At 73.7% G+C, this 26,451-nt stretch carries 24 protein-coding genes; 16 read left to right on the top strand and 8 right to left on the bottom strand.

Translation table 11 applies throughout. The annotated features are described in order from the left end of the window. Positions 1-62: 62 nt before the first annotated feature. Positions 63-848: a DUF899 domain-containing protein gene (locus P3T41_RS21065; protein ID WP_280691527.1), complete on the top strand. Its 786-nt coding sequence runs from the start codon at positions 63-65 to the stop codon at positions 846-848. 100 nt (positions 849-948) lie between these two features. Here the strand turns inward: P3T41_RS21065 and P3T41_RS21060 are convergent, their stop codons facing one another. After that, positions 949-1,620, bottom strand: coding sequence for a lysoplasmalogenase (locus P3T41_RS21060; RefSeq protein WP_280691526.1), 672 nt, complete (start codon positions 1,618-1,620; stop codon positions 949-951). Positions 1,621-1,719: 99 nt separating this feature from the next. On the opposite strand from P3T41_RS21060, the gene P3T41_RS21055 reads away from it, so the two are divergent. Next, the gene (locus P3T41_RS21055) at positions 1,720-3,378 is read left to right on the top strand and encodes a DUF2398 family protein (RefSeq protein ID WP_280691525.1); all 1,659 of its coding nucleotides are present in this window, start codon (positions 1,720-1,722) and stop codon (positions 3,376-3,378) included. A gap of 49 nt (positions 3,379-3,427) precedes the next feature. On the opposite strand, the gene P3T41_RS21050 is transcribed toward P3T41_RS21055, so the two are convergent. From P3T41_RS21050 to P3T41_RS21040, 3 genes are all read right to left on the bottom strand, one after another. Further along, positions 3,428-3,673 (bottom strand): hypothetical protein, encoded by a 246-nt coding sequence (locus P3T41_RS21050; RefSeq protein WP_280691524.1) that lies wholly within the window; start codon positions 3,671-3,673, stop codon positions 3,428-3,430. A 217-nt stretch (positions 3,674-3,890) separates the two neighbouring features. Continuing rightward, positions 3,891-5,150: a hypothetical protein gene (locus tag P3T41_RS21045; protein ID WP_280691523.1), complete on the bottom strand. Its 1,260-nt coding sequence runs from the start codon at positions 5,148-5,150 to the stop codon at positions 3,891-3,893. Between the two features lie 208 nt (positions 5,151-5,358). After that, positions 5,359-6,360: an acyl-CoA thioesterase II gene (locus tag P3T41_RS21040; RefSeq protein ID WP_280691522.1), complete on the bottom strand. Its 1,002-nt coding sequence runs from the start codon at positions 6,358-6,360 to the stop codon at positions 5,359-5,361. A 72-nt stretch (positions 6,361-6,432) separates the two neighbouring features. Here P3T41_RS21040 and P3T41_RS21035 point away from each other — a divergent pair, with 72 nt between their 5' ends. Next, positions 6,433-7,365, top strand: coding sequence for a DUF389 domain-containing protein (locus tag P3T41_RS21035; protein ID WP_280691521.1), 933 nt, complete (start codon positions 6,433-6,435; stop codon positions 7,363-7,365). Positions 7,366-7,410: 45 nt separating this feature from the next. Here the strand turns inward: P3T41_RS21035 and P3T41_RS21030 are convergent, their stop codons facing one another. From P3T41_RS21030 to P3T41_RS21020, 3 genes are all read right to left on the bottom strand, one after another. Continuing rightward, positions 7,411-8,604 (bottom strand): MBL fold metallo-hydrolase, encoded by a 1,194-nt coding sequence (locus tag P3T41_RS21030; protein ID WP_280691645.1) that lies wholly within the window; start codon positions 8,602-8,604, stop codon positions 7,411-7,413. Positions 8,605-8,935: 331 nt separating this feature from the next. Next, complete coding sequence (locus tag P3T41_RS21025) at positions 8,936-9,388, bottom strand: MaoC family dehydratase (RefSeq protein ID WP_280691520.1); 453 nt, start codon at positions 9,386-9,388, stop codon at positions 8,936-8,938. 102 nt (positions 9,389-9,490) lie between these two features. Then, positions 9,491-9,985, bottom strand: a complete 495-nt coding sequence (locus P3T41_RS21020) for a pyridoxamine 5'-phosphate oxidase family protein (RefSeq protein ID WP_280691519.1) — start codon at positions 9,983-9,985, stop codon at positions 9,491-9,493. Between the two features lie 229 nt (positions 9,986-10,214). Between P3T41_RS21020 and P3T41_RS21015 the strand changes: the two genes are divergently transcribed. The 13 genes from P3T41_RS21015 (at position 10,215) to P3T41_RS20955 (ending at position 24,706) form a co-directional block, all read left to right on the top strand. Further along, complete coding sequence (locus P3T41_RS21015; protein ID WP_280691518.1) at positions 10,215-11,096, top strand: hypothetical protein; 882 nt, start codon at positions 10,215-10,217, stop codon at positions 11,094-11,096. 436 nt (positions 11,097-11,532) lie between these two features. Further along, on the top strand, positions 11,533-11,931 hold the full coding sequence (locus tag P3T41_RS21010) for a hypothetical protein (RefSeq protein ID WP_280691517.1): 399 nt from the start codon (positions 11,533-11,535) through the stop codon (positions 11,929-11,931). 5 nt (positions 11,932-11,936) lie between these two features. Then, a complete protein-coding gene (locus tag P3T41_RS21005) occupies positions 11,937-12,941 on the top strand; it encodes a hypothetical protein (protein WP_280691516.1) in 1,005 nt (334 codons plus the stop codon). A 59-nt stretch (positions 12,942-13,000) separates the two neighbouring features. Then, the gene (locus P3T41_RS21000; RefSeq protein ID WP_280691515.1) at positions 13,001-13,873 is read left to right on the top strand and encodes an SAF domain-containing protein; all 873 of its coding nucleotides are present in this window, start codon (positions 13,001-13,003) and stop codon (positions 13,871-13,873) included. Next, complete coding sequence (locus P3T41_RS20995; protein ID WP_280691514.1) at positions 13,873-15,303, top strand: hypothetical protein; 1,431 nt, start codon at positions 13,873-13,875, stop codon at positions 15,301-15,303. Before P3T41_RS21000 ends, P3T41_RS20995 begins: the two co-directional genes overlap by 1 nt. Positions 15,304-15,307: 4 nt before the next feature. Beyond that, on the top strand, positions 15,308-17,218 hold the full coding sequence (locus tag P3T41_RS20990; protein WP_280691513.1) for an ATPase, T2SS/T4P/T4SS family: 1,911 nt from the start codon (positions 15,308-15,310) through the stop codon (positions 17,216-17,218). After that, positions 17,215-18,246 carry a type II secretion system F family protein gene (locus tag P3T41_RS20985; protein WP_280691512.1) on the top strand — a complete coding sequence of 344 codons (1,032 nt, stop codon included), beginning with the start codon at positions 17,215-17,217 and terminating at the stop codon, positions 18,244-18,246. The genes P3T41_RS20990 and P3T41_RS20985 overlap by 4 nt, the downstream gene beginning before the upstream one ends. Then, a complete protein-coding gene (locus P3T41_RS20980; protein WP_280691511.1) occupies positions 18,243-19,130 on the top strand; it encodes a type II secretion system F family protein in 888 nt (295 codons plus the stop codon). Before P3T41_RS20985 ends, P3T41_RS20980 begins: the two co-directional genes overlap by 4 nt. A 47-nt stretch (positions 19,131-19,177) precedes the next feature. Then, positions 19,178-19,447, top strand: a complete 270-nt coding sequence (locus P3T41_RS20975; RefSeq protein WP_280691510.1) for a hypothetical protein — start codon at positions 19,178-19,180, stop codon at positions 19,445-19,447. A gap of 17 nt (positions 19,448-19,464) precedes the next feature. After that, the gene (locus tag P3T41_RS20970; RefSeq protein ID WP_280691509.1) at positions 19,465-19,848 is read left to right on the top strand and encodes a TadE/TadG family type IV pilus assembly protein; all 384 of its coding nucleotides are present in this window, start codon (positions 19,465-19,467) and stop codon (positions 19,846-19,848) included. After that, on the top strand, positions 19,845-20,360 hold the full coding sequence (locus tag P3T41_RS20965; RefSeq protein WP_280691508.1) for a hypothetical protein: 516 nt from the start codon (positions 19,845-19,847) through the stop codon (positions 20,358-20,360). The genes P3T41_RS20970 and P3T41_RS20965 overlap by 4 nt, the downstream gene beginning before the upstream one ends. 63 nt (positions 20,361-20,423) lie before the next feature. Continuing rightward, complete coding sequence (locus tag P3T41_RS20960; RefSeq protein ID WP_280691507.1) at positions 20,424-20,882, top strand: hypothetical protein; 459 nt, start codon at positions 20,424-20,426, stop codon at positions 20,880-20,882. After that, on the top strand, positions 20,882-24,706 hold the full coding sequence (locus P3T41_RS20955; protein WP_280691506.1) for a LysM peptidoglycan-binding domain-containing protein: 3,825 nt from the start codon (positions 20,882-20,884) through the stop codon (positions 24,704-24,706). The genes P3T41_RS20960 and P3T41_RS20955 overlap by 1 nt, the downstream gene beginning before the upstream one ends. Before the next feature lie 218 nt (positions 24,707-24,924). On the opposite strand, the gene P3T41_RS20950 is transcribed toward P3T41_RS20955, so the two are convergent. Continuing rightward, positions 24,925-26,313: an acyltransferase gene (locus P3T41_RS20950; protein WP_280691505.1), complete on the bottom strand. Its 1,389-nt coding sequence runs from the start codon at positions 26,311-26,313 to the stop codon at positions 24,925-24,927. Positions 26,314-26,451 lie beyond the last annotated feature (138 nt).

Here is a 26,451-nt window from a genome sequence, read left to right as displayed (position 1 = left end):
TGCTCCGGTGACCGTCGTACGTCGTGCGACGCTGCCCGCTACGAGACACCACGGAGGACACCATGACAAGCGCCCCGGACGACTCGACCACCGCGCTGCCCGGCCGGCCGCCCGTCGTCGACCTGGCCACCTGGCAGACCGCCCGGGACGAGCTGCTGGTCCGCGAGAAGGCCCACACCCGCCAGGGCGACGCCCTCGCCGCGGCCCGCCGCCGGCTGCCGATGGTGGAACTCGACGGGACGGTCGAGGTGGTCGGGCCCGACGGCCCGGTCCCGTTCCTGGACCTGTTCCAGGGCCGCGAGGAGCTCGTGGTCTACCAGCACATGTGGTACGACGGCGCGCCGCACCAGGGGCAGTGCGAGGGCTGCACCACCACGGCCTGGCACGTGAAGGACGCCGTGTACCTCAACGCCCGGGGCGTCTCGTTCGCCGTCCTGACCTCGGGCCCGTGGGACGAGGTGGCCTCCTACGTCGAGTTCATGGGGTACACCCAGCCGTGGTACTCGGTGCGGGGCGTGCCGGCGCCGATCGGCGGAGGGATGGGGCACCTCGTCTGTTTCCTGCGCGACGGCGACCGCGTGTTCCTCACCTACTCCACGACGGGCCGTGGCAACGAGCCGGTCAACGGGTCCCTCGGCCTGCTCGACATGACGCCCTACGGCCGCGGCGAGGCGTGGGAGGACAAGCCCGAGGGCTACCCGTCCGAGAGCCGCCAGGCCTGCTGGTACTGGCGCTCGGACGCCGACGGCGTCGCCACCTGGGGCCCGACCAGCCGGCCCGTGCCGCAGTGGACCCGCCCCGGCGCGACCCCCGTGGAGACCCTCGGCCGGCACGGCCACCACGGCTGACGCGCCTTCGTGGACGGACTGCGGCAGCTCAGCGACCGCCGCATCCGCTGTCCCGGCTCACCGACGCCCGGCAAGATCCGTGAGAGAGGCCCTAGGCCTGCTACTCGGCCGCCGCCGCCTTCAGCGCGGCGGTGGCGAGCAGGTACTGGGCCAGCAGGTAGGTCGACATGATCCAGAACTCGTGGCCCGGCAACTGCTTCCAGCCGGCCAGCCGGGTCGCGATCAGCGTGTCGGAGAGCAGGAAGAGCGCCCCACCGAGACCGCCGCGCCGGCCCAGGCCCGCCGAGGTCACGGCGATCGTGGCCAGCAGCAGGCTGTAGCCGGCCACCGGGCCCTTCAGCTCGCCCAGCCCGGGCCAGAGCTGATGGATCATCACCGCCCAGGCCAGCGCGTATCCGGCCGCCACCAGCGCGGTGCGCCGACGGTCGGTCAGCGCGCCCTGCTTGGCGAACATGGTCACGTAGCAGATGTGGGCCGCCGCGAAGGAGCCCATGCCGGCCAGGAAGGCCCGCTCGTCGTCCACCTGGAGCAGCGCGTCGCCCGCCGCGCTGGTGAGCAGCGCCGGGGTGAGCAGGCGGGGCGCGGGGCGCCCGGTGGCGGCGCTCGCGGCGCCCCGCACGTGGCCGACCAGCAGCGGCATCAGGGCGGGCTTGGTGACCTGCTCGACCACCTTGGACTCCGTCAGCAGCGAGCCCAGGTGCGTGGCGGCGGTCGCCGTGAAGGCGGTCAGCAGGCCGCGGGCCCGGCGGGCGGTGGTGATCGTGTTCAGCATGTCCGGCACGATAGGCGACGGGGCGGGGGACCGGAAGGGCCGCCCCTCTTCCTCCTTTAGGCTGTCCCCGACACGGTGGGCAGCACGGCGGAGGGGCGCGTGAACGGGGGCGGAGCGCTGGGCGGGAAGTCGGCTACGGTCGCCCTGGCGCCCGACGGCGAGGTGACGTTGGAGCTGACCTCGTGGCACCCGCCGGTGCTGGCCCCACCGGCTTCGCCCACCACGGCCGTTGCGGCACCGGATGGCGCGGCTGTCACCGTTGTCGCCTCCGCCACCGCTGGCGAACCGGATGCCACCGCGCGGACCGCGAGCCATTTGCGGGCGCTGGCCGACCGGTTCGCCGCCGCCACTCCCGACGAGGCGCACGACCTCTTCGCCGACGCCTTCCGCCTCTACGGCGCGCGGCACTTCGGCATCGCCCCCGAGCCGCACCGCGCCGACCTCGGCGAGGTCAGCTGGTGGCACGGGCCGACGGTCGGTCAGCGTTCGCTGCCCGGAGCCCGTCGCGCCCGCCGGGCCCGTCGCGCCACCCGGGCGGCCGTCGACTCCGCCGTCCCCGGGCGGCACCGCAAGCCGGAGCCGCCCGCGGCGGCCGGCCGCGCCGCGCCGGCGGCGCTGGCGGCCGAACGCCGCGCCGCCGCCCGGATGCTGCTCGCCCACCCGCTGGTCACCGCGACCGGCCCGCACGCCCAGGCCTTCCCGTTGATCCGCCGTCACGCCGACTGGCTCACCGGGCGCTTCGCCGAGCTGCTCGGCTACCCGCTCACCGTCACCGACAGCTTCGCCCGGCTGACCAAGGCCGCGCTCGGCCCCACCGCGCTGCGCCGCCTCAGCGTGGCCGGCACCCCGTGCACCCCCGCGCAGTACGCCGCGCTGACCCGGACCCTGGCCGCGCTGCTCACCGGCTCGCCGCGCCGGCCCGCCGACGAGCTGGCGGCGGCGACAGGTGACCGGGTTCCCGCCGATGACGTGGTCGGCGTGGTGCTCGACGTGCTGACGCGGTGGCAGGTGCTCACCGAGGAGCTCCCCGCGCGGGTCTTCGTGGTGGACCGGGAACTGCTCGGGGCCGTGCTGGCCGGCTGCCGCCCGGCCCGGCCGCAGGACCCGCCACCGCCGCGCACCACGATCCCGGTGGCGGTGCGCCGCCGGCTGGTCGAGACCCCGGCGGTGCTCTTCGAGGAGCTCACCGGGCTGGAGCGGGAGTGGCTCTGGGAGTCCCGGGAGCGGGAGGCGGTGGTGTTCGGGGACTTCCTCGGGTTCAGCACCGAGATCCGCCGCGAGGGCATCGCGCTGCTCGACCCGGCCGGCGAGCTGACCGACCTGCGGCTGCCCGGCCCCGACCCGCTCGCACACGCCGCACTGCTGCTGGTCGAGCGCCTGGTCGACGAGCTCCGCCCGCTGCCCGGCGAGGAACCCGCGCCCCGGGCCCAGCCCGCCACGCCCACCGGTGTGCCGATCGCCGAGGCGCTGATAGACGGGATCCTCGGGGACCTGGCCGACGAGTACGACACGGACGACCGGGTCCGGGAGCAGCACGTCGCCCACTGGCGCCGAGCCCACCTGGCCGACCGGGCCGCCTTCCGGCGCGAGGTGCTCGCCCTGCTGCACGCGATGCGGCTGATCGCCCCGCACACCCCGGCGGACGCCGGCTGCGGACAGGCCCGGGGCGGATGGACCCTGCTCGCCCCGGCCGCCCGCTACGCGGCCCCGCTCGACCTGGGCGCGGCGGGCGGTACCGGACGGCACTCGCGGCGCTGAGGAACGCTCAGCGACGATGGGGGCTGACTGTTCGTCAGCCGACGTGCCGTCAGTGCGCCCCGGCCTCCGCCGTGACACTGGTTCCGTGCTGGACGGTCTCCACCGTGGCGCCCACGCCGAGGGTGCCGAGCGCGACCGAGGCGGCCACGGCGGCGCAGGCCAGCATGCGGCGATGGCGCTTGGGCAGCGGGAAGCGCGGAGCCTGCGCGACGGAGTCCGCGGGGCCGAGCGTGCCCGGGTCCTCCGGGGTGAGGGGCTCCACCGGGCGGCGGAGCGGCGGGAGCGATTCGTCCATGATGGTCAGCATTCCAGTCAGGTGTTAAACGATGACTACAGAGGGGTGAACGCCGTACCCGCAGGACACGGCGATTCGGAACGGTCAGCGCGGTCGCCACCTGGGCCGATCCACTGAGCCGAATCCACTGGGCCGAATCCACTGGAACGCGCCGCTGGACCCGAGCCTGTGGACCGAACCGCCCGGCCGAGGGTGGACCCGGACCCTCGAGTCCGGCTCAAGCGGTGCGCCGCCGCAGCATCGTGGGCACCGCGGCGGCGAGCAACTGCTGCGCCATCCCGTAGAAGAAGATCGGCAGCAGCACGGCCGGGTGGCCACCGAACTGGCTGCCGGCCAGCGCAGCGGCCGCGCTGGTGTTGTTCATCCCGGTTGCCAGGGTCAGCGCCGCCGCCTCGCCGGGGCCCGGGTGCGCGCGCCGGGCCGCGAACCAGGCGCACCAGCCGACCGCGAACGGCGCCGCGCAGACCGTGGCGCCGGCTAGGGCCTCTCTTACGGATCTTGTCGGATCAGCGTGCGGCGTTGGGCGCCCGGCTGGGCGTGCTGGCGAAGCGTCCTCGTACTGGGTCGTACTTGGACGTTTCGCCGGTGCGTCCAGGCGGGATGCCCGGCGTCGCGCGCCCGGCAAGATCCGTAAGAGAGGCCCTAGCAGCGCCAGCGTGACCAGCGCCGGGTTGGGCTTGAGTTCGATCTCACCGAAGACGCCGGCGGCGTTCAGCGCGGTCAGACCGAGCGCGTTCAGCAGGCCCGACAGCCGCACCCAGGGCAGCGCCCGGGCCCTGGGCCGCCCGTCGCGCACCCGGCCGGTGAGCCGACGGGCCGTCAGCCCGGCCACGCAGGGCGCGGCCACCCAGAGGAGCATGAACCGGCAGGTGCCGTCGGCCTGCGCCAGGCTGTCGAGCACCGCACGCGGTCCCGGCGTCTCCGGCTCCTCGGCCAGCGCCAGGCCGAGCGGCACGGTGAACGGGCTGAGCAGCGTGGTGGCCAGCACCAGGCCCAGGCTCAGCGAGGCGTCCGCCGAGGCCTTGGCACCCCAGGTCTGGGCGGCGCCCGCCACCGGCATGGTGGCGGTCAGCGAGAGCCCGACCACCAGCCAGAGCGCCTGGTGCTGCTCCGGCCAGCAGTAGGCGGCCCGCTCGGCGCCGAGCAGCACCACCATCCGCAGCACCAGCGCGACGCCCAGCCCGGCCAGCAGCAGCCCGGGTCGCAGCAGCGCCCGGGCCAGGTCGGCCAGCCGCACCTCGAAGCCGCCGATGAACATCGCCGTGACCAGCATCAGCATCGGCGGGGTGACGCCGGGCAGCGGGTGGCAGTGCCGCAGCAGCGTGACCGGGCCGTGCAGCACGCAGCCGGCCACGCAGGCCAGCACGGTGACGGGGACCAGACGGGCCCGCACGGCGCGGTCGGTGGCCGCTCCGCGCCGCCCGTAGGAGAGCGGGTGCGGGCGAGGGGCGGTGGCGCCGACCGTCTGGACGGACATGACTGGTGTGCTTTCGGCTGGTTACCGGGAACCGGAAAACGTCTGCCAGCATGCCATGATCCTGACGGTGCGTGAGGCCGTCTTGACGCTGCGTCAGATCAGCAGGTCGGGCCGGTGCCCAGTGGCGCCAAGGGAACGGGCCCGAGGCACCGCCGTCCCGGCTTTCACCCGGACGGTGGAGCGGAGTTCCGGCCGTCCTGCCGCCCCGTCAGGCGGAGGTGGGTGGTGCCGCCCGGCGCTCGCGGAGCAGGGTCTCCTGGACCGCCGAGGCGACCAGCAGCCCGTCCCGGCTGTAGAACTCGCCGAGCGACAGTCCGCGCCCGTCCGAGACCGACGGGCTGCGCTGGGCGAACAGCAGCCACTCGTCCGCCCGGAACGGCCGGTGGAACCACATCGCGTGGTCCAGCGAGGCCATGGTGAGCACCGACGGTTCGCTGCGCTGGAACCGGTGCGGCTGCAGGTGCAGCGCGCTGGTGGCGGCCAGCGTCAGATCGGAGAGGTAGGTCAGCGCGCAGACGTGCAGCAGGCTGTCGTCGGCGGGCAGCGGCGAGCCGGTGCGCAGCCAGACGAACTGCTGCGGCACACCCTCGATCTCGGGCGGCAGGCCGGGCGTCTCCGGCGGGATGAAGCGGATGTCCAGCGAGTGGAAGCCGGCCGCCTGGTCGAAGTCCTCCGGTGCGGCCTCGGCCCAGCCCGCCAGCGGGTCGGGCAGCTCCTCCGGGGCCGGCACCGGCGGCATGGTGCGCTGGCGCTCGCCGGTGGCCTCGGGCCGTTTGACGGAGGCGGAGAGGGTGAAGATCGCCTCCCCGCGCTGAATCGCCGTCACTCGCCGGGTGGCGTAGGAGAGGCCGTCACGGATCCGCTCCACCTGGTAGATGATCGGCCTGGTGGGGTCGCCGGGCCTCAGGAAGTAGCCGTGCAGCGAGTGCACCGTGCGGCCTGCGGGCAGCGTGCGACCGCTCGCGATCAGCGCCTGGGCCGCGACCTGGCCGCCGAAGGCGCGCAGCGGGGCACCGGCGTGGCACTGGCCCCGGTACAGGTTCTGGTCCAGCTCCTCGATCCGCAGCAGATCGAGGAAGGAGCGGACCTCGCCGCCGCCGGCCTGCGCGTCGGCCCGGGTGTCGGCCCGGGTGTCGGATTGTGCGGCGACCTGTGCGCGGGCCGGCTCCGTCTGGTCCGTCCGGTGGTCCCGTGCCGGTGCGTCTGCCATCCGCTCATAGTGGCAGACCGCTCCGCCGGGCACTGTGAAGTGGGTTACCCGCCGTTGACCTGGAGCGTCCCCGTGCTGCACCTGCGCCTGATCGTCCCCGTCGACCTGCGCCGCGCCGTGCGCGCCGTGCTGGAGGAGAGCGTCGGCGTCACGCACGTCGTCGGACTGCCCGACGCCGCCTTGCGCCCGCCGGGGGACGTGCTGCTCTGCGACGTGGCCCGCGAGTCGGCCAACGACCTGCTGGAGCGGCTGCGCGCCACCGGGATCGCCGAGCGGGGTGCGATCGACGTCTCGCAGCTGCAGCTGAGCATCTCGGCGGCGGCCCAGGAGGCCAAACGCGCGGCGCCGGGGGAGGGCTCGGACGCGGTGGTCTGGGAGGAGGTCGTCGAGGTCACCCACGAGGAGAGCGCTCTCTCGTACACCTACCTGGCCTTCATCGTGACCGCGACCATGCTGGCCGCCTGTGGCGTGGTGCTGGACAGTGCCGTGCTGGTCGTCGGGGCGATGGTGGTGGGGCCGGAGTTCGGCCCGCTGGCCGGGCTCTGCGTGGCTCTGGTGCAGCGCCGGGCCCATCCGGCGGTGCGCTCGCTGACCGCGCTGCTCGGCGGCTTCGTCTCGGCGATCGCCCTGACCATCCTGTTCGCCCTGATGATGGACGCCTTCGGGCTCTTCACCGAGGCGGAGTTCGACGGGGCGCGCCCGAACACCTCGTTCATCTTCCAGCCGGACGCGCTCTCATTCGTGGTGGCCTTCCTGGCCGGCGTCGCCGGACTGCTCTCGCTCACCTCGGCCAAGTCCGGCGCGCTGGTGGGGGTGGCGATCTCGGTGACCACCGTGCCGGCGGCGGCCAACGCGGCGGTGGCGCTGGCCTACGCGGACTTCGGGCAGGCCCGCGGGTCGGCCGCGCAGCTGCTGCTCAACCTGTGTGGGATCACCCTCGCGGGAGTGCTGACGCTGCTGGTGCAGCGGGCGGTGCAGCGGGCGGTGCTGCGGCGCGGCGCCTGAGCGGGGCCGCCGCGCCGCGTGCCGAGCGGAGCGGTTGAGGCGGCGTCAGGCCGGGACCTCGTCCTCGTGGGTGCGAGCGGGCTCGGTGGTCGGCGTCGGGGTGAGGTCCGCCGCGTGGTCGGCCAGTTGCTGGTCGGCCAGTTGCTCGTCGGTGCGCTCGGGCAGTGCCGCGACCGTCCGCCACCAGGAACGCAGTGCCGGCGGGTCGGCCGGTTCGAACGGCGCACCCGGCAGCGGCACCGCCACCGTGGCGCCGAGCGCCGCGGCGGCCGCCACCGTGCGCTCGGCGGGCTCCTCCCAGGGGTGCGGCGCCAGGTTGAAGGTGCCCCAGTGGATCGGCAGCAGCAGACCGCCCCGCACGCCCAGGTGGGCCCGCACCCCCTCCTCGGGGGTCATGTGCACCTCGGGCCAGAACTTGCTGTAGGCGCCGACCTGGGTCATCGTCGCGTCGAACGGGCCGAGCAACTCGCCGATCCGCTCGAAGCCGGGAAAGTAGCCGGTGTCCCCGCTGTGGAAGACGCGGTGTTCGGGGCCGGCCACCGCCCAGGAGGCCCACAGCATCTGCGGGTCGGTACGCGGGCCGCGGCTGCAGTAGTGCCGCGCGGGTGTCGCGGTCAGCGTCAGGCCCGCCAGCTCGGCGGACTCCCACCAGTCCAGCTCGGTGATCCGCTCGGCCGGTACGCCCCAGTGCTCCAGGTGCGCGCCCACCCCGAGCGGGGCGGCGAACCGGGCGCCGGAGCCGATCAGGGCCCGAATCGTCGTCATGTCCAGGTGGTCGTAGTGGTCGTGGGAGATCACCACGACGTCCACCGGGCCGAGGTCGGCCAACCGGATCGGCATCGGGTGCAGCCGCTTGGGGCCGATACCCGGGAACGGCGAGCAGCGCACGCCCCAGACCGGGTCGAAGAGCACCCGGCGGCCGTCCAGCTCCACCAGCACGGTGGCGTGGCCCAGCCAGGTCAGCCGCAGCCCCGAGGCGGGCGCGGTCGCGAGCTCGGCCGGGTGCAGCCGGTGCACCGGGATCGGGCGGCCGGGCACCCGGCGGGCCTTGTCGGAAGCGAGCTGGGCGCGGGTGATCTCCAGCGGCGAGCGCTCGTAGACCAGTCGCCGGGTCGGCACCGGGTTGCGGAACGCGCCTTCCACGAAGTTGGGGCTGCGCAGGATCCGCTCCAGACGTGCGCCGGCGGGAACGGCGCCGAAGGCGTCCGTCCGGATCCGTCGCCAGCCGGCGGCCGTCAGACCACGAAGGTCGGTGAGTCGGGACGTGCTGGGGACGGGGCCGGGCACGGCGCCTCCTAGGAGCGGGACGTCAACGGTGCCGCTGTGCCAGCGGCACCACATCGAGCGGGCACCGGTGTGGCGTGGTGCCCGCTCGAAACGATCAACACCTCATCGGGAGACTACCGGGCGCGAACCGGCCGAGCGCGGTGGATCGCATGATCGGCCCGCCGTTCGGGGCGGGTCGGCCGGCGATCGCGGACGATCGCCGACGATGCGTCAGGTCGCCTGCACCGCAGGTGGTCAGGGTCGCCCTGACAGGCCCGTCCCGGTCGGGCCCGCGCCGGTCGCCTCAGAGGTAGAAGCGGGTGATCGCCTCCGCGACGCAGTGCGGCTTGGCGCTGGCCTCGCTGGCGATGGTGAACCGCACCACGGCCTGCTGCCCGCCGGCCACCTCGGTCACCGAGAGCAGCTCCGCGGTGGCCTGGATCGGCGTGCCGACCAGCAGCGGGGCCGGGAACCGCACCTTGTCCGAGCCGTAGTTGAGGGCCATCTTGATCCCCTCCACGCCATAGCACTCCTTGGCCAGCAGCGGGATCAGCGAGAGCGTCAGGTAGCCGTGTGCGATCGGACCGCCGAACGGGCCCGTCTTGGCGCGCTCGGGGTCGACGTGGATCCACTGGTGGTCGCCGGTCGCCTCGGCGAACAGGTTGACCTGCTCCTGCGTGACGGTGTGCCAGGCGCTGCGGCCGAGCTCGGAGCCGACCGCCGCGGTCAGCTCGTCCAGGGTGGCGAAGATCGTCATGCTGCGCTCCTGAGGTTCGTCGGGGGCTCGGGCCGGCCGGCCAAGGGCCGTACAGGCCCCAGGCCCCGGACCCGTCCCCGGGAGCGTAGTCCTACCGGCCGGTCAGCTGGCGCCGGGGTGGCGCTGCCCGGGCGGTGAGCTGGGCGCGGGCAGCGGCGGAGCGCTCCGGGTTGGCTGCGGCGGTGCGTCCGGGGGCGGCAGGCGGCGCCCGGAGACCAGTTCGGCGCTGAGCAGTACGAACATCGGCTCCTGCCCGGTCACCCACAGTCGCGGGCCGCTGCGCACGAGTGCGGCCTGCCGCTCGGCGTCACGGACCAGCTCGGCGGGCCCGTGCACCACCACGCTCCAACCGGTCCGGTTCGGCGCGTCGAGGTGGTCGGCCTGGAAGGCGGCGACCGTGCCGTCCAGGGCACGGGCGAGGCTGGTGCCGGGCAGCATCGCGAGCACCAGCCGGCCGTCCGGGTTCAGCGTGAAGGGGACCGGGAGGACCCGTAGCAACGCGTGCTCGGTGTACACCACGCGTCCGATGGGCACGGTGCTGAGCAGCCGCAGGCATTCTGCCTCGCTGAGATCCTCGATACGGTCGACCAGGTCCATAAACCCGATGGTGCGCTCCTCGCGGGCGGGCCAGTAGGGCCCATGGTCCCGGACCCGGGGCGACAGCTCGGCTGTCCGGGTGCGGCGGCGGGGGTGTGCGGCCGGCACCAGGGGGCGAGCGGGCCGGCTGCGGGTGGATACCCGCACGTCAAGGCGGACCGGTGCGGCAGAGTGGCGACCAACGGGGACGAGTACGGCTAAGAGGGGTGCGGCAGTGACGGGTGTGGGCGTGGGTGTCAGAGGGACGGATGCGGCTGCCACCGGGCCGTCCGGCGGTGTCGACCTGGTGGTGATAGGTGCGAACGGCGGGCCGGAGCGCAGTTACGGCGGCTCGGCCCAGGCGGCGCACGGGGCACAGGTACTCGCCCAGGCGCTGCCGCCGGTCTGCTTCGACACCGGCAACCGGGGCTGCCGGGTGACCGTGGTGCCGCCGGAGGCCGATGCGAACACCATGCTGACCGCGCTGCGTGAGGCGGCCCGGCAGGAGAGCCGCTGGCTGGTGGTCTGCCTGCTCGGGCAGCTGGTCGCCGACCCGCGCGGTCGCCGGTTGGCGCTGGTGACCGGCGGCAGCACCCCGGAAAACGCCTACCGGCGGGGGCTGGCCTGGGACTGGGTGGTCAGCTGCATGGTGCACGGCGCGCAGGAGGAGGCCTTGCTGCTGGTCGACGTGGTGGCCGCGCCGGACACCTGGGCGGCGATCGGCGGGCTGGACGGCGAGCAGGGGGTGGCGGAGCTGCTGGCCCACTCGCGGGTGCCGCTCTGGGGGCGGGTCGGTCCCTACCCCGGGGGGCGGCGGGGGCGCTCGGCGGTGCTGCCGGGTGGTGAGGGGTCGTTCAGCTGGGCGCTCGGGCGAGTGCTGGAGCGCGGGGTGCCGAGCGCGCCCCCCGCGCTCGCGCCGGCTGAGCTGCAACCCACCGTCGCCGCCGAGCTGGCGTGGGGTGAACTGGCGTCAGGCCTGGAAGCGCGCCTGCTGGTCCCCCCTTCGGGTGGCCGGTTGTTGCTGCGAAATCGGGCCGCGGTGCGCGGTGCGCTGGCCGGATTGTCGGTTTCCGAAGAACTGTTGGCTGTTCTGTGGCGCGAAAGTGCCCCAACGGATCCGCCTTCCGCGTAAGGTCAGGGGCCCAAGGTGTTGCCGTACGTGGTGGGGTTGGCGAAGAATCGTGCCCCACACCGCACTTCGGCAGCCGGCAGGTGTTTTCTGCCAACTTCGGGGCCGGGTCGGGTGGTCGCGACTAGGTGGGGCTATGCGCCGTTACAGGGCTTTCTTACGCCGACGGGCGGTCGGGGTCGGTGCGGCGGTTCTGCTCACGCTTTTCGTGGCCGGCTGCGCGGGGAGTTCGCCGGGGGTGGCGGGGTCGCTTTCAACGAGTGCGCCCGGTGGGGCAGATGCGGTCGGCGGGGGGCTGCTGCCGACTCCGGGACCGTCCGGCGGTGCGGCGGGCACAGGTACGGCCGGGGGGCCGGGTGCCGCCGCGAGCGGGTCCTCGGGCGGGGCGTCGAAAGGGAGTGTCGCGCCCACCACGGGGGCGCCGGGGGCGGTCGGCCGAGTGGTGCTGAGCACGTATCAGGACTGGTGGGCCGCACAGGTGGCGGCCTACTCGGGAGCCGATCCGAACGGCGCCCAAGCCAGGGTCTATTCCAACGGGACCGCACTCGGAAACATCCTGCTGAGCCTTCATTCGCTGCACGCTGCCAAGTTGGTGATGACCGGAAAGCCGGTGCTTTCTCCCGTGGTGCAGAGCCTCGATCTGAACGGCTCGTCGCAGAGCGCGGTGATCGAGGACTGCGTGGACGTCTCCGGCTGGCATCAGGCCGATGCCGGGGACGGCTCGCTGAAGGACGCACCGCAGCGGCTGACCCGATATCCGGCGCAGGCCGTGCTGCGGTTGGACGGAAGTTTCTGGATGGTGTTCGAGTTCAATCGCGAGGCGGGCCGGACATGCTGAGCACAATGCGTCGATTCCTTGGCCAACTACTGCTGCCGATCGGCCTGGTGGCCGCGGCGACGATCCCCGCGCAGGCGGCCACGCCGACGGGGGGGCTCAATCCCTGCGTGGTCCAGGCGATCTGCCTGGTGGTCGGAGTTCCGGGGAGCCCCGGCTCGACCGGCGGACCGACCGGATCGCCCGGCTCCGGGGGCGGCGAGGCGACCTGCACGTTCAACAAGCAGCAGTACCCGTGCTGGGACGCTGACCTGGGGTGGTTCGACAGCGAACACGGCTGCTACGAAACGCCGGAGGACCCGCAGCCGCCGGCCGACGACAAGTCCTGGGGCGGCAACAGCCCGAACGACGGCTCGGTCTACCTGGTCAGCTGCGTCGACGGGACCGTGTCCACCAAGTTCCTGAACAAGCCGCCGAACATCGGCGCACCGCCGCCCTCCCCCGCGACGGTCGCCCTGATCGCGTTCAAGAAGCTCCCGTTCCTCCAGCCCACACCGCACAGCGCGCCGACCGGCCAGGCACTGGTCGGGGTGCCGGTCTGGCTCTGGTACGACGTCCCGAACGGCACGCAGGCCGAGACGGTGGGCCCGATGACCATCAACGCCTCGCTGGACGGCGTCTCGGTCGACGCCACCGCCACCCTGACCGACGTGTCCTGGGACCTCGGCTACCGCGATCCGGCCACCGGTAAGGAGGCAGTGGTGGATTGCCCGGGCAAGGGCGCCGGACACCCGTACCAGCCGGGGCTGGAGCAGAACCCGCCGGCGGACGCCTGCCTGGCGACCTTCGGCTCGCTGTCGGTGAACGCGTCCGGCTCGCCCGCGCCCACGGCGAAGGCGTCGGCCGGTGCTTCGGGGGTGCCGGCGGGCAGCTTCTCGCTGGTCGTCACCCAGACCTGGACGGTCCACACCCAGGACATGATCAACGGCGGCGAGCCCTGGGGGCCGGTGCAGGTCTCGGTCTCCAGCAACCCGATGGCGCTCCAGGTCAGCGGCCTCCAGGTACTCAACTAGCAGTCACCCCAAACATGTTCGCCCCGCTCGTCCCCGCTCGTCAGGAAGGCCGAAGTCCGATGGAGAACCGCACCTTCTCGTCGCCGACCCTCGGCGCACCGGGAGCCGCCGGCTACGGCCAGGACCAGGCGGCCGCGACTTCCGCGCCTCCCGCGACGGTGCGTGCCGAGGCCCGGCCCGGGCCGCTCGCCCCGTCGCGGTCGCTACGGGCCCGGCGGCGTCGGCCTGCCGTGATCGCGATGGCGGCGGCGCTGGTCGCGGCCGGCGGGCTCGGCGGTGCGGTGCTCTACAACAGCACCGGACAGCGGATCGCGGTGCTGGCGCTGGCCCGGGACGTGCCGTACGGGAAAGCGCTTACCAGTGACGATCTGGTGGTGGCCCGGATCGCCAGTGACCCGGCGCTGGCACCGGTGACCGCCGCCGATCTGAGCCTGGCGGTCGGCCAGCGGGCCACCACCGACCTGCACCAGGGCTCGCTGCTGCTGGCGGCCGACCTGACCAGGGACCTGGTGGTGCAGCCCGGCATGCAAGAGGTCGGCCTGCCCGTGCACACGTCCCAACTGCCCGCCGAGGGCGTCCAGGTGGGGCAGCAGATCGTCATCGTGCTGATCGGCGGCGACCAGCCCACGACCGGCTCCGGTGGCGCCTCAGCGGGCCCCGTGACGATGAACGCGGTGGTCGCCCAGCTCGGCAAGGCCGGTGGCGACGGCAGCCAGGTGATCGACGTCGCGGTGCCGCCCAGCCAGGCGCCGACCTTGGCGACCTGGGCGGCGGCCGGCAGGTACCAGGTGATCCTGGCGCCGAAGACCGGCGCGTCGGGCGCGCCGTCCGGTTCGTCGGCGTCGTCCGGTTCGTCGGCGTCGTCCGGTTCCTTCACCTCGCCGACCGGGAGTCCGGTGCCCGCCGGTTCGCGCGCCGCAGGGAGCGCCTGATGGCCGTGATCGCGGTGACCGGCGGCCTGGGCGCCCCCGGTGCCACCACCTCGGCGCTGGCCCTGCTGCTCGCCTGGCCGCTGGCGGCAGGCCGCAAGATGTTGCTGGCCGAGTGCGACCCGGACGGCGGCGCCGTGCTGGCCGGTGCCCTGGAGGGCCGGGTCGAGGCGGTCTACGGGCTGCGCAACCTGGCGGTCGCCGACCGGCGCGGGCTGCTCGCGCAGAGCCTCTGGGACCAGCTGATCGACATCTCGCCGGACGGGGAGGGCAGCCGGCTGCTGCTGCCGGGGCTGACCGATCCCGCCCAGGCCGCCGGGCTCGCCTACACCTGGGAACCGTTGGTCGAGGAACTCCACGCGCTCGACTCGCAGGGGTACGACGTGCTGCTGGACCTCGGCCGCTCGGGCGCGTTCGGCGCCGGCGCGGTGCTGGCCCGGCGGGCCGACGCGGTGGTCGCCACCGTCCGCACCACGCTGCGCGGTCTCAGTGCGGCCCGCCCGCGACTGGCCGCGCTGCGCGAGGACTTGGAGAGCGCGGGTACCGGTGGCGACGCACTCGGGCTGCTGCTGATCGCCGAGGGTCCGTATCCGGCGGCCGACGTCACGCGTCAACTCGACCTGCCGGTCCTCGGCGTGCTCCCGTACGCGGTCCGCACCGCCCGGGTGCTCTCGGACGGTGGGGACAGTACCGATCGACGGTTCATCAGGTCGGAGCTGATGCGCACCGCGCGGACGGCGGCGGACCGGATCCAGGGTCTGGTCGAGCAGCGCCGGGCGCGGTTGAGCCGGCTGGTGCCACTGATCGCTGATGAGCCGTCAGAGTTGTTTGTCGGTACGGTCGGTGCGGTCGGCGATGCCGGCGTGCCGATGCCGGCGGCCGGCGCCGGTTGGGGGGTGGCGCCGGAGCGGCAGTCGCCCGACTACGCGGGTGCGGCGATGACCTCGATCGACCAGGGGGACGGTTACCGGCAGCCGTACGCGCCGCCGTCCGGGGAGGTCTTCGTGCCGCCGGAGTACCAGCAGCCGTACCAGCCTGCGGCGGTCGCGCCGGTGGCGCCGGCCCCGGTGTGGTCGGCCCCGGTGCCGCCGGCGCCTGCGCAGCCCGGGCACATGCCACCGGCGTATGCGGCGCCGCCGTACCCGGAGCCGGCGCGTCTGGAACCGATGTACCCGGCGCTGCCGTTCCCCGAACCGACGTACCCGGCGCCGGCGTTCCCCGAACCGGCGCCCGGTGGTCAGGCGTTCGCGTCGCCGGTGGGGCAGGTCTACGTGCCATCGGCCGGTCCGGTGCAGGTGGTGCCCGGGCCGGTGCCGCCAGGGCAGTCGTATCCGCCGCTGGCCGGGATAGCGCCGCACCCGGCGGCCCCCGAGCCGTTCCCGGGCCCGACCGAGGAAGCCGAGACTCAGGGGGAGGTCCTCCGTGCGCGGTAGCCCCATGCGTGACCGATCCACAGCCCCGGCTGATCCGGCCGAGTTCCAGCAACAGCAACAGCCGGCGCCGCCGTCGGCGCCGCAACGTGACTCGGGGGTCGGGCCGTTCGCGCCCGGCGGCCCGTTCCCGGCGGCTGCCGGCGCGGTTGCAGGTGTGACGGCGGACGGCTTCGCGGCGCAGGAGGCCGCCCCGGGCTGGGTGCGCCGGGCCGCGACCTTCGGCGGCCCTGGGCCGACCCCGGTGGTCCAGGTGGCGCCGAGCGCGGGGGCGGCCACCGCCACCGGCGTGCCGCTGCGCCTCGCTCCCGGCCCGGTGCCGCCGGGCGCCGGCGTGCCGGGGCCGGCGGCTCCCACGGCCGGCCACCTCGCCGCCGGGCAGCCTTGGTCGGCCATGCCTCCCATGCCCCCCACGCCCACCGCCACGCCGCCCCCCACTCCCACGCCGCCCCCCGTCCCGACACCAACCCCCACCGCGTCCCCGGCGGGTCTCCCCGCGCTCCCCGTCCCCGAGCAGTGGGGCCCGGGCACCGCACCCGCCGTGGATACCCGGGTGGCCCGTGAACTGAAGCGGCAGGTGGCGAACGAACTCCACCATCAGCTTTCGAAGTTGACGGGTGGTCAGGGATCGGACGTCGATCGTGCGACCCGCCGGCAGCGTGGGCGGGCACTGATCGAGGAGGCCGTGGCCCGCTGGTCCGACAACCACGCGCAGCTGCACGGCGTGCCCCCGACCCGGGAGCAGGACCGGGCGCTCGCCGAGGCCGTCTTCGACCTGCTCTTCCGGGCCGGGCGGCTGCAGCCCTACCTGGACGACCCGGAGATCGAGAACATCCTGATCAACGGCTGCGACGACGTCTGGGTCTCCCGAGTGCACCAACCGCTGCGCAAGGTCCCCCCGGTGGCCGACAGCGACGCCGAACTGGTCGAGCTGCTGCAGGACTTGGCTCGTCAGCACGGCGGCGGCGAGCGCACCCTGAGCACCGCCAACCCCACCCTGGCGCTGCGCCTGGAGGGTGGAATGCGCTTGCAGGCGCTGACCGAGGTGACCCCACGCCCGTACGTCGCGATCCGGCGGCACCGGGTCGCGTCGGCCACCCTCGCCGACATGGTGAACCTCGGCACCGTGGACTCGACCATCGCCGCCTTCCTGGCCTCGGCGATCCGGGCCCGGAAGAACGTGATGATCACCGGTACCCAGGGGGTCGGCAAGACCAGCCTGCTGCGCGCGATGGCGGCCGAGATCCCGCCGGACGAGCGGATCGGCACCCTGGAGTCGGAGTTCGAGCTCTGGCTGCACACCCTGGGCCACCTGCGCCAGGTGGTCCCGATGGAGGCGCGCGAGGGCAACGGCGAGCGGGTCGACGGCAAGCTCGCCGGCGAGTTGACGATCGGCGAACTCATCCCGGCCGCACTGCGGATGACGCTTTCCCGGATCATCGTCGGCGAGGTCCGCTCCGGCGAGGTGGTGCCGATGCTGCGGGTGATGACCAACGGCGAGGGCGGGTCGATGTGCACGTTGCACGCCCGCGGTCCGCACATGGTGGTGGACCGGATCGCCGAACTCTGCCTGGAGTACGGCGCGCACATGACCGACAGCCTCGCCTACCGGCTGACGGCCAACGCACTCGACCTGATCGTGCACGTCTCGATGGTCGACGAGACCCCGGTGGGCGGCCGTCGGCACCGCTTCGTGTCCCATGTGCTGGAGATCACCGGGCTCGGCGAGCAGGGCCGGCCCGCGCTGAACACCGTCTTCGGCCCGCGCCCCGACCTGGGCGAGCCGCGCGCCGTTCCGCACACGCCGCCGAACTGCCTGGACGACCTGCGCCGGGCCGGGTTCGACGCGGGGCTGCTGCAGTCCGCGTACGGGAGTTGGAGCGCGCCGCTGCCGCTGCGGATCGGAGGCTTGCGATGATGCTGCTGTACGCGCTGTGCGGAGTGCTGCTGGTCGGTGGCCTGCTCGCCCTGGTGGCCGGTCTGGCCGGTGCGGGGGGCAGGACCGAGCGGGCCGAGCCGAGTCCGCTGGCCACCCGCGCCCACGTCTTCTGGTACGGCGCGCCGGGAGTGCCCGCGCCCGGCGTCGTGCGGCTGCGCCGGATCCAGCTTGCGCTCTCGCTCGTCGCCGGGCCGCTGACCTGGCTGTTCAGCCGGATTGCGGTGACCGTCGTGCTGGTCCCGCTGGTGATCTTCGGGTTGCCCTGGCTCTTCGCGGTCACCCGCTCCGACACCCGGCACATCGTCCGGCTGGAAGCGCTTGCCGACTGGACCCAGCGGCTCTCCGACGTGCTGCTCCTGGGCACCGGCCTCAACCAGGCGCTGATCACCAGCAGGCGCACCGCGCCCGCCGCGCTGAAGGACGAGGTGGAGGACCTGGTCGCCCGGCTGCAGTCCCGGTGGAATGCCGAGGACGCGCTGCGCGCCTTCGCCGACAGCCTGGCCGACGCCACCGCGGACAAGGTGCTGGCCGCCCTGCTGCTGCGGGCCGGCGACAGCGGGCCCGGGTTGAGCCGGGCGCTGGCCGACATGGCCGAGTCGGTGCGTGACGAGGTCCGCCAGCGGCGGGCGATCGAGGCCGACCGGGCCAAGCACCGGACCACCATCCGCTGGCTGGTCACGATCATCTTCCTGGTGATCGTGGTCGGTTCGTTCAACGACCGGTACACCGCGCCGTACGGCACGCTCCAGGGGCAGTTGGTGCTGGCGGCACTGGCCGCGCTGTTCGTCGCGGTGATCGCCTGGATGCGGTCGCTGGCCGCCCACAAGCCGCTGTCGCGCCTGCTGGAGGCGGACCGCCGCAGCCGGGTCGGCAGGCTGCCCGAGCCCGCCGACCCGGCCGAGGACGCTCCCGCCGCGCCCGCTGCCGGTGCCCGCGGTGGTGCTGGCGGTGGTGCTGGCGGCGGTCGTGGCGGTGCCGAGCCGTCCCTGTCGAAGGAGCCGCGATGATCTCCCCCTGGGCCGTGCTCGCCGGGTGCGTGGCGGCCGCCGGGATCGCCCTGCTGATCGCCGAACTGCGGCCTGCCCCACCGGACCTGGGGCAGGCGCTGGAGCGGCTGCACCGGGCCCCGGTGGAGCAGCGGGACGGCGAGACGCCGCTGGACGGGTCCTGGTACGACCGGCTCGGCAACCGTTCGCTCGCGCTGGCCGGCTCCCGAGTGCCGCTGCAGTCGCTGGCGTTGATCGGCCGTACCCCGGCGCGGTTCATGGCGCACAAGCTGCTCTTCGCGCTGATCGGCCTGGTGCTGCCCGGCTACCTCTCGGCGATGGCGCAACTCACCGGCCTCGCCATGCCGGTGGCACTGCCCGCGCTGCTCGGCGTGGCGCTCGCGGCCGGCGGCTGGGTGCTTCCCGACGCGATCGTGCAGAGCGAGGCCAAGGAGGCCCGCACCGAGTACCTGCACGGGATCGCCGCGTACCTCGAACTCGTGGCGCTGGAACGGGCGGCCGACCACGGCCCGGCCGAGGCGATGCGGCGGGCGGCGGCGGTCGGTCGGGGCACGGTGTTCCGCCGGCTGCGCGACGCCCTGGAACGCGCCGCCACGGACCGGTTGCCGCCGTGGGACGGCCTGGACGCGCTCGCCGACGAACTCGGCCTGACCGCCCTACAGGACGTGGCCGACATCATGCGGCTCTCCGGGACCGACGGCGCCGCCGTGTACGACACCCTGCGGGCCCGCGCCAAGGGTCTGCGCGACGAACTCCTCTCCGCCGAACTGGCCGAGGCCGGCTCCACCAGCGAGCAGATGGTGGCGCCGGGCGCGGCGCTCACCCTGCTGATGACCGTCCTGATCGTCTATCCCGCGCTCTACCAGATGCTCCATGTGTTCTGAATGCCCGTCCGGCCCACCGGACTTCCGTCCCCCGAGGAGACCGAACCATGAAGACCCTGCGGACCCTGACACAGCTGTTCCTGCTGCCACTGCTACTGCCCCTGCAACTCGGGGCGATGGTGCTGCGGGTCCACGCCGGCCGCGCCCGGTCGGCCCGGGCCGCGGGCGACCGTGGCGCGCTGAGCATCGAGATGGCACTGATCGTGATCGTCGTGGTGGCGATCGCCGGCGCGATCCTGGCGGCGGTCACCAGCTTCAGCAACACGGTGAAGAGCACCGTCCCGAGCACCCTGCCGAAGAACATCACGCCCAACTGACGGGGTGGCGACGGTGGGTGGACGACCGCGCTGACCGTGGGGTCCTCACCTTGAGCTTCGCGCTCGTCTTCCCGCTGATCGTGCTGCTGGTGCTGCTCGTGGTCCAGGTCGCGCTGCTCTGGTACTCGGAGAGCGTGGCCTTGGCCGCGGCGCGCGAAGGGGCGGACGCGGGGCGCGCGTACGGCGGCACGGACCAGGCCGCCGGCGACCGGGCAAGCGCTTTCCTGGCACCGTTCAACGGGGTTCTCGGGACGCCGACCGTGGGAGTCCGGCGGCCTGCGGGCAGCAACACGATCGTGGTGAAGGTGGAGTTCACGCCGTTGTTCGTGCTGCCTTGGCTGGACGGCCTGAAGGTCGACCAGCAGGTGCAGGAACCGATCGAACGGTATGTCGGACCATGAGCGAGCACGAGGAGCGGGCGATCGAGGTCAGCGGGCGGGCGGGCAGCGCGGGCGAGGTCGGCGAGCGTGCGGCTATCGAGCGTGCGGGCACCGAACGGGGCAGTCTCGCGATCGAGGCGGCGATCCTGATCCCGGCCATCGCGGCGCTCTTCAGCCTGGTGGTGATCATCGGTCAGCTGGAGACGGCCTCCGGCAGCGTGCAGGAGGCCGCCAGGGTCGGCGCGCGCACCGTGACCCTGAACTACGTGGCGAGCGAGTCCGACAAGCAGCTGAACCAGGTGGCCGGCACGGCGGTTGCGCAGTCACTCGCACAGAGCGGCGTCAGCTGCCACAGGTTGACGGTCCAGGCCGGCAGAACTTCGCTGCAGACCGGGAACATACCGCTGCAGATGGTCCGGGTCGACATCAAGTGCACGGTTCAGGTGAATGATCTGTTCGTGACCGGGGTACCGGGCGAGATGGAGTTTGACCAGTCGTTCACATCGGCCATCGACTACTACCGACCGCAGTGATCCGGTGGCCGCCTGTGATCCGGTGACCGAGCGCGTGCACACATCAGGCCCTGGGGAGGGGACGTGAGGGTCCATCGGGGGGGTCGCGACCGCGGCACCATCTCGATCTTCGTGGCGCTCAGCGCCAGCGTGATGATGCTCTTCATGGGCATCGTGCTGGACTGCGGCGGCCGCCTGAACGCCTTGGAACGGGCCGATGCGCTGGCCGAGGAGGCGGCCCGGGTCGGTGGCCAGCAGATCGACCAGGGCGCGCTGCTCGGCGGCCAGGGGCTGCTGATCGACACGAACGCCGCCCGCCAGGCCGCGAACGCCTATCTGCGGCAGACCTACGGAGGCGGGCTGACCGCGGACTGGCCGGACCCCGGCCACCCGCCACCAGCCGATGCGACCAGCGTCACCTTCGTGATCAACACCACGTACCACACCGCGCTGCTCGGGCTCTTCAACACACCCACCCTGCCCGTCCAGGGCATCGGCACCGCCACTCCGGTGACCGGCAACCAGAAAGCGGGAGGCGCCTGATGGCCGCGCCACGAGCCAAGGTCCGTACCCGCCCGGAGAGTTCTTCCACCGCGGGGCGCCCCAAGAGCGGGCCGGCTGCCGCTCGGGCCCGAACGGCGGCCCGCCCGCCGGGGCGCCGGCGCAACCCGCTGCGCTCGCTGCCGGCCGCCTTCGGTGCGCTGCTGGTGCTGGCCGGCCTGCTGGTCGGCGTGCCCGCGCTGCTGCTCTACGGCACCCGTGCGGTGGCCGCGATGGGCGGGGTGGGCCACGACGGCATCTGGCAAGCGCTTTCCAGTCCGGACAACGGGCAGCTCTTCCTCTGGGCGCTGGTCGGCATCGGCTGGCTCGGGTGGGGCTGCTTCGCGCTCTCCGTGCTGCTGGAGATCCCGGCCCAGCTGCGCGGCCGGGTGGCCCGGCGGATCCCGGCCTTCGGCTGGAGCCAGCGGATGGCGGCCGGCCTGGTCGGCGCGGTGATCGCGCTGCTGCCGGTGGCCGGCGCCTCCTTCGCCGCCGCCGCGCCGGGGCAGATCGCCGCGGCCGCCGCGCCCGCGCAGCTCACGGCCGCACCACGGTACGCCGCTCTGACCGCTGCACCGGCCGCCGCGCCGACCCTCGCGCTGCCGGCCGCCGACCCGCAACCGCAGGCCCAGCACCCCGGCTACACCGTGCGGGACAGCCGGCCGGCCGACAGCCTCTGGTCGATCGCCGAGCGCCAACTCGGCTCGGGGGAGCGCTGGCAGGAGATCGCCAAGCTCAACGCCGGGCGGGTGATGGACAGTTCCGGTGAGCGCTTCGACGCCGACCGGCCGATCCAGCCGGGGTGGCAGCTGCTGATGCCGTCGGACGCCAAGCCGGACGGCTCCGGCACGCCTTCGGCGCAAGCGGCGCAGTCGGCTTCGGCGGCCGGCGGCCCGCAGGGGCAGGGGGCGCACGACGCCACCACGACCGTCCGCTCGGGTGACACCCTCTCCGCCATCGCGCAACGGGAGTTGGGGAGTTCGGACGACTGGCAGCAGCTGTTCGACGCCAACAAGGGAGTGCGGGCACCGGACGGGGAGACGCTGACCGATCCGAACGTGGTCGTGCCGGGGATGGTGTTGACCGTCCCGGGCGCTCCGGCCGCAGCGGCTGCCCAGCCGGCGGCCGCTGCGCCGACCCCTGCTCCTGCTCCTGCCCCGGCCGCAGTGCCGCAGTCGGCGTCCGCGACGCCCGCCACGCCGGCTCCCACGCAGTCCGCGCCCGCGCTCGCGGCATCCGCGCCGGCCGCGTCGACGCCGTCCGCGCACCCCACCACCCAGCCGGTCGCGCACCCCTCCACCGGCCCGTCCGTCGATGCGGCCCCACACCCGAGCGCTGCCGCCCCCGGCCCGGGCGCTCACGAGGGGGCGGGTGGCAGCGTGCAGGAAAGCGCTCACCAGGCCAAGGCCTCCATGGAGGAGCCGGCCGGCGACTACACCGCCGCGCTCGCCGCCGCAGGCATCGGGGTGCTGCTCGCCGCCGTGCTGATCGGATCGGTCGCCCACCGGCGTGGCGCACAGCAGCGAGCCCGCCGCCCCCGGCACCGGATCCCGATGCCCACGCTGCCCGCCGCCACCTTCGAGGCGGAACTGCGGGTCAGGCAGAACAGCACCGGGCTCGACCTGCTGAACCGCTCGCTGCGCACCCTGGCCCGCAACGTCAGCCGCACCGGAAAGCGCTTGCCCGCGCTCGCGGCCGTCCGGGTCACCACCGGTGGCACGGTCGAGTTGCACCTGGCCGCCCCCGCCGTCCCGATCGCGCCGTTCCGCGCCGCGCACGCGCCCAACGTGTGGTGGTGCTCGGCCGACTCCACCGCTCTGCTCTCCGTCCAGCAGGCCGCCAAGGTGCCCGCCCCCTACCCGGCGCTGGTCACCCTCGGCACGGCCACCGACGGCGCCGCCGTGCTGGCCGACCTGGAGACGGTCCGGCTGCTCCACCTGGCCGGCCACCCGGACGACGCGCGCGGGGTGCTGCGCACCATCGCCCTGGAGCTGGCGCACAGTCCGCTGGCCGACAAGCTCAGCCTGCACCTGGTCGGTTTCGCCGACGACCTGCCGGTCTCCGACACCGTCGCCGACCGGGTGCACCGCTACCCGACCCTGGAGACCGCGCTCGCCGCCCTCGAACCCCGGATCGCCAAGGCCCGCACCTCACTGGTCGAGGTCGGCGCGGCCCATCCGCGCGACGCCCGCAGCCGGGGCCACGCCGGCGACGCCTGGGTGCCCGAGATCGTGCTCTCCGCGCAGCCGCCCACCGGGGACGTTCCGGCAGAACTCGGCCGACTGCTCGACGGCAGGCCGCGCACCTGCCTGGCCGTGATCGCCCGCGCCCCGGAACGCGGCGCCGGCCCGGTGGCCCGTTGGACACTGCCGAGCACCGGCCCCGCCACCCTGCCGGGCCTGCACCTGGCCTTCCAGTTGCAGCGGTTGACCGACGAACAGTTCGGCCACTGGGGCGAGCTGGTGAGCACCGCCGAGTCCACCGAGCAACACCCCGCGCCCTCCTGGACCTTCGAGGGCGAGGAGTTGGAGCCGGCCGATCTGCCCAAGCCGGTACCGGTGCTGGCCGGTGTCGGCGCGGGCACCGCCGCGTTCGTCGGCGATGCGCTGCCCGACGGACCGCCGGAGGACGGGCCGCGCCTGATCAGCCGGTTGATCGGAACCGGAAGCAGCCCGTTCGCGACCGTCAACCCGGCTGCCGCGCCGACCGGTTCGGCCCGCCACAGCATCAACAGCCGCGGTTTGCAGGCGATCAGCGGTCAGCCGGTGCCACCCCGGCCCGTCATCACGCCGGTTGAGCCCGCGGTCCCTGAGTCCCGCACAGTCTCCGAACCCCCCGCAGCCCCCGAACCCCCCGCAGCCCCCGAGCCCGCCCCCATCCACGACGCCGCCCCCGAGCCGTCGCCCGTACTGCCCGACCCGCGCGTCCCGTTCCGCCCCGAGCCGGTCCAGGCCGACCCGACTCCGACGGCCGCCGCCCCTGACTCCGCCACCCCAGCCGCCGGTACCCCGATCCCGGGCCCCGCGGTGGTCCGCACCGACGCCGACGACCTGCTCGCGATCCTCCGCTCCCCGGAGGCGCACGCGATCCGCACCACCCCCCGGGTGCGGCTGCTCGGCCCGGTCGACGTGCTCGGCGCGTGCGGCCCGACCGACCCGGCCACCGTGCCCGGCCTGACCGAACTCGCCGCCTACCTGGCGCTGCACCCCGGCTCCGACCCCGCCGCAGCCGACCGCGCCCTGCACCCGGGCGATCACGCGCGCCCGGACCAGGCACTGCCCGCCACCTTCGCCGCGCTGGCCGACTGGATCGGCAGCGACCCGGACGGCCGCGCCTTCCTGCGCCAGGACGCCGACGACAGCTGCACCTTCGCCCCGACCGTCACCTGCGACTGGGACGAGTTCCGCAGCCTCTACCGCCGCGGCATGCGCAGCACCAGCACCACCGCCGACGCCGCCCTGGCCCACGCCCTCGCGCTGGTCCGTGGCGCCCCGTTCGCCGAGACCCCGGACAGCGGCTACACCTGGGCCGAGGCATTCCGCCAGGACATGCTCGCCGCCATCGTCGACACCGCCCACGAACTCGCCGCCCGCCGCCTGCAGTACGGCGACCACCGCAGCGCCGAGGCCGCCGTGTTCCGCGGCCTCGCCGTCGCCCCGGACGTCGAACTCCTGCACCGCGACCTCTTCTACGCCTACGCCTCGGCCGGCGCCCGCGACCAACTCCTCAAGGCCGTCAACCGCTTGGACGCCCTGAGCCGCCGCACCGGCCGCAGCCTCGCCCCCGACACGGTCGCCCTGTTGCGCGACCTGCTCTCCAGCCCCTGAGCGGCTGCGGTTCGCAGGTTCAGCGTTGCGGTGCGCAACGTCGGAGGATGCTGCGCGATGCATGCGCAGATCCGGGATCGGCTGCGCGCTGACTCCAGGCTGTAACCGTCAGTCACGAGACCTTCCCGAGCTTCCGCCGGGGGGACTGCAGAGGGCTCGGCACCGTCCAGGCAGGACGGTACCGAGCCCAAGAAAACTCGATGTCTGCGGCCAGCGGCTCAGCCGCTGTGTGAACCCGCCTCGGCGGGGACCTTCGGCTCGGTCGCAGGCACCGCGGCAGGTGTGCCCGGGGTTGACAGCGCGGGCGCGGGCACGGGCGGCGCGGGTGGTGCCGGCAGGACCCGTTCGAGCGTCTTCAGCACCTTCCGGCCGAGCTTCTGGCACGGCAGCTCCACCAGCCGGTACATCAGGTAGGCGGCCGCCAGCGTCACTGCCAGGAACGTGGCCGTCCAGAGCACCTTGGCGCCCACCGCGGTGGGCCGTGGCGGGATGCCGAACATCGGGCCGAGCGTGTGCAGCAGGTGGACGTGCAGCAGGTACACCGAGAAGCTCACCGCGCCGAGCCAGGTCAGCACCTTCGGGAAGCGCCGCTTGCGCAGCGCCATAGCGCCGAGGAAGGTCGCCCAGGCCCCGGTGTAGGAGCCGCACCAGGCGATCCAGCCGGCGTTCCAGGTCTGGTTCTCCATGCCGTTGCGGTTGTACATCCAACCGATGGCCACGCCGGAGACCACCACGAAGCCGCAGACCAGCCAGGCCTGCGTCTTGTCGAGCTGCCCGTGCTCGGCCCGGTAGATCACCGTGCCGGCGAACATCGTGGCGAAGATCAGCAGGGTCTCGAAGATGGGCGCTCGACCGTTGGTGAACAGCAGCACGGCGGCCAGGGCACCGACCAGCAGGCCGCCGATCCGGGTCAGTGCCGGGTTGCCGCTGAGCATGCAGACGAAGCCCATCAGCACGATCAGCGCGGCCGCCAGCACCAGGTGCCGGGTGGAGTTGAGGTCATGGGCGAAGAGGTCGGAGGTGAGCGTGCCGCCGAACACCAGGCCCACTGCGGCGAAGCCCACCGCGAACAGGCTGCTGCGCTTGTGCCAGCCCAGCGTGAACAGGCCGGTGACCAGGAAGTAGAAGGTCATCTCGTAGGTCAGGGTCCAGGTCACGCCCATGCCGTTCACCACGTTGAGCATGTCCTGGAGCATGGTGGCGTTGGCCGTCAGCGAGATCACGTTGTGACCGGTCCGGAACAGCGCGACAGCGCCGTCCCCCTTGGGCAGGATCATGATGGCCACCACGTAGGTGCCGATCAGTGCCGGGTAGATCCGAAAGATGCGCCCCACCCAGAACGCCCGCACGTCACCCCGGCGCTCCAGTGAGGCCGGGATGATGTACCCGCTGACCAGGAAGAACATCATCACCCCGTACAGGCCGAGGTCGAAGTGCGCCCACACCGCCCCGCCGAACGGCAGTAGTTCGAGGATGCCGAAGTGATACAGCGCCACCACCAGCGCGGCGAGGCCGCGCAAAGCATCCAGCCAACCCAATCGAGACCCTGCGGTCGAGGTGCGCTCGCCACCGCGCTTGGCGGGCGACCGCCGTCGTATACCCTTCACCGCAGGAACATTAGTCCATAGCCGGTGTCCCCTTGTCCCGGCGGCCGCGCGCTGGGTCGGCTGACGCGGAGGGTGTTGCGGTTCAGCTCCTGGGGCAGAACCCCGAGCGGCGGGCTTCTGGGCGGCAGCGCCGCCTCG

This window comes from Kitasatospora sp. GAS204B (assembly GCF_029892155.1).
Lineage (GTDB): Bacteria > Actinomycetota > Actinomycetes > Streptomycetales > Streptomycetaceae > Kitasatospora.
Note: the sequence above shows the minus strand (reverse complement) of the source record. Positions and strands in the feature narration are given on the sequence as shown.

What these genes read in the sequence shown, in the direction of transcription:
- P3T41_RS21065 (WP_280691527.1), top strand. Translation starts at nt 63, where the DNA reads ATGACAAGCGCCCCGGACGACTCGACCACCGCGCTGCCCGGCCGGCCG.
- P3T41_RS20955 (WP_280691506.1), top strand. Translation starts at nt 20,882, where the DNA reads ATGGCCGCGCCACGAGCCAAGGTCCGTACCCGCCCGGAGAGTTCTTCC.
- P3T41_RS21025 (WP_280691520.1), bottom strand. Translation starts at nt 9,388, where the DNA reads ATGACGATCTTCGCCACCCTGGACGAGCTGACCGCGGCGGTCGGCTCC.
- P3T41_RS20985 (WP_280691512.1), top strand. Translation starts at nt 17,215, where the DNA reads ATGATGCTGCTGTACGCGCTGTGCGGAGTGCTGCTGGTCGGTGGCCTG.
- P3T41_RS21005 (WP_280691516.1), top strand. Translation starts at nt 11,937, where the DNA reads ATGCGTCGATTCCTTGGCCAACTACTGCTGCCGATCGGCCTGGTGGCC.
- P3T41_RS21020 (WP_280691519.1), bottom strand. Translation starts at nt 9,985, where the DNA reads ATGGACCTGGTCGACCGTATCGAGGATCTCAGCGAGGCAGAATGCCTG.
- P3T41_RS20975 (WP_280691510.1), top strand. Translation starts at nt 19,178, where the DNA reads ATGAAGACCCTGCGGACCCTGACACAGCTGTTCCTGCTGCCACTGCTA.
- P3T41_RS20990 (WP_280691513.1), top strand. Translation starts at nt 15,308, where the DNA reads ATGCGTGACCGATCCACAGCCCCGGCTGATCCGGCCGAGTTCCAGCAA.
- P3T41_RS21050 (WP_280691524.1), bottom strand. Translation starts at nt 3,673, where the DNA reads ATGGACGAATCGCTCCCGCCGCTCCGCCGCCCGGTGGAGCCCCTCACC.
- P3T41_RS21060 (WP_280691526.1), bottom strand. Translation starts at nt 1,620, where the DNA reads ATGCTGAACACGATCACCACCGCCCGCCGGGCCCGCGGCCTGCTGACC.
- P3T41_RS20965 (WP_280691508.1), top strand. Translation starts at nt 19,845, where the DNA reads ATGAGCGAGCACGAGGAGCGGGCGATCGAGGTCAGCGGGCGGGCGGGC.
- P3T41_RS20995 (WP_280691514.1), top strand. Translation starts at nt 13,873, where the DNA reads ATGGCCGTGATCGCGGTGACCGGCGGCCTGGGCGCCCCCGGTGCCACC.
- P3T41_RS21045 (WP_280691523.1), bottom strand. Translation starts at nt 5,150, where the DNA reads ATGTCCGTCCAGACGGTCGGCGCCACCGCCCCTCGCCCGCACCCGCTC.
- P3T41_RS20980 (WP_280691511.1), top strand. Translation starts at nt 18,243, where the DNA reads ATGATCTCCCCCTGGGCCGTGCTCGCCGGGTGCGTGGCGGCCGCCGGG.
- P3T41_RS21000 (WP_280691515.1), top strand. Translation starts at nt 13,001, where the DNA reads ATGGAGAACCGCACCTTCTCGTCGCCGACCCTCGGCGCACCGGGAGCC.
- P3T41_RS21040 (WP_280691522.1), bottom strand. Translation starts at nt 6,360, where the DNA reads ATGGCAGACGCACCGGCACGGGACCACCGGACGGACCAGACGGAGCCG.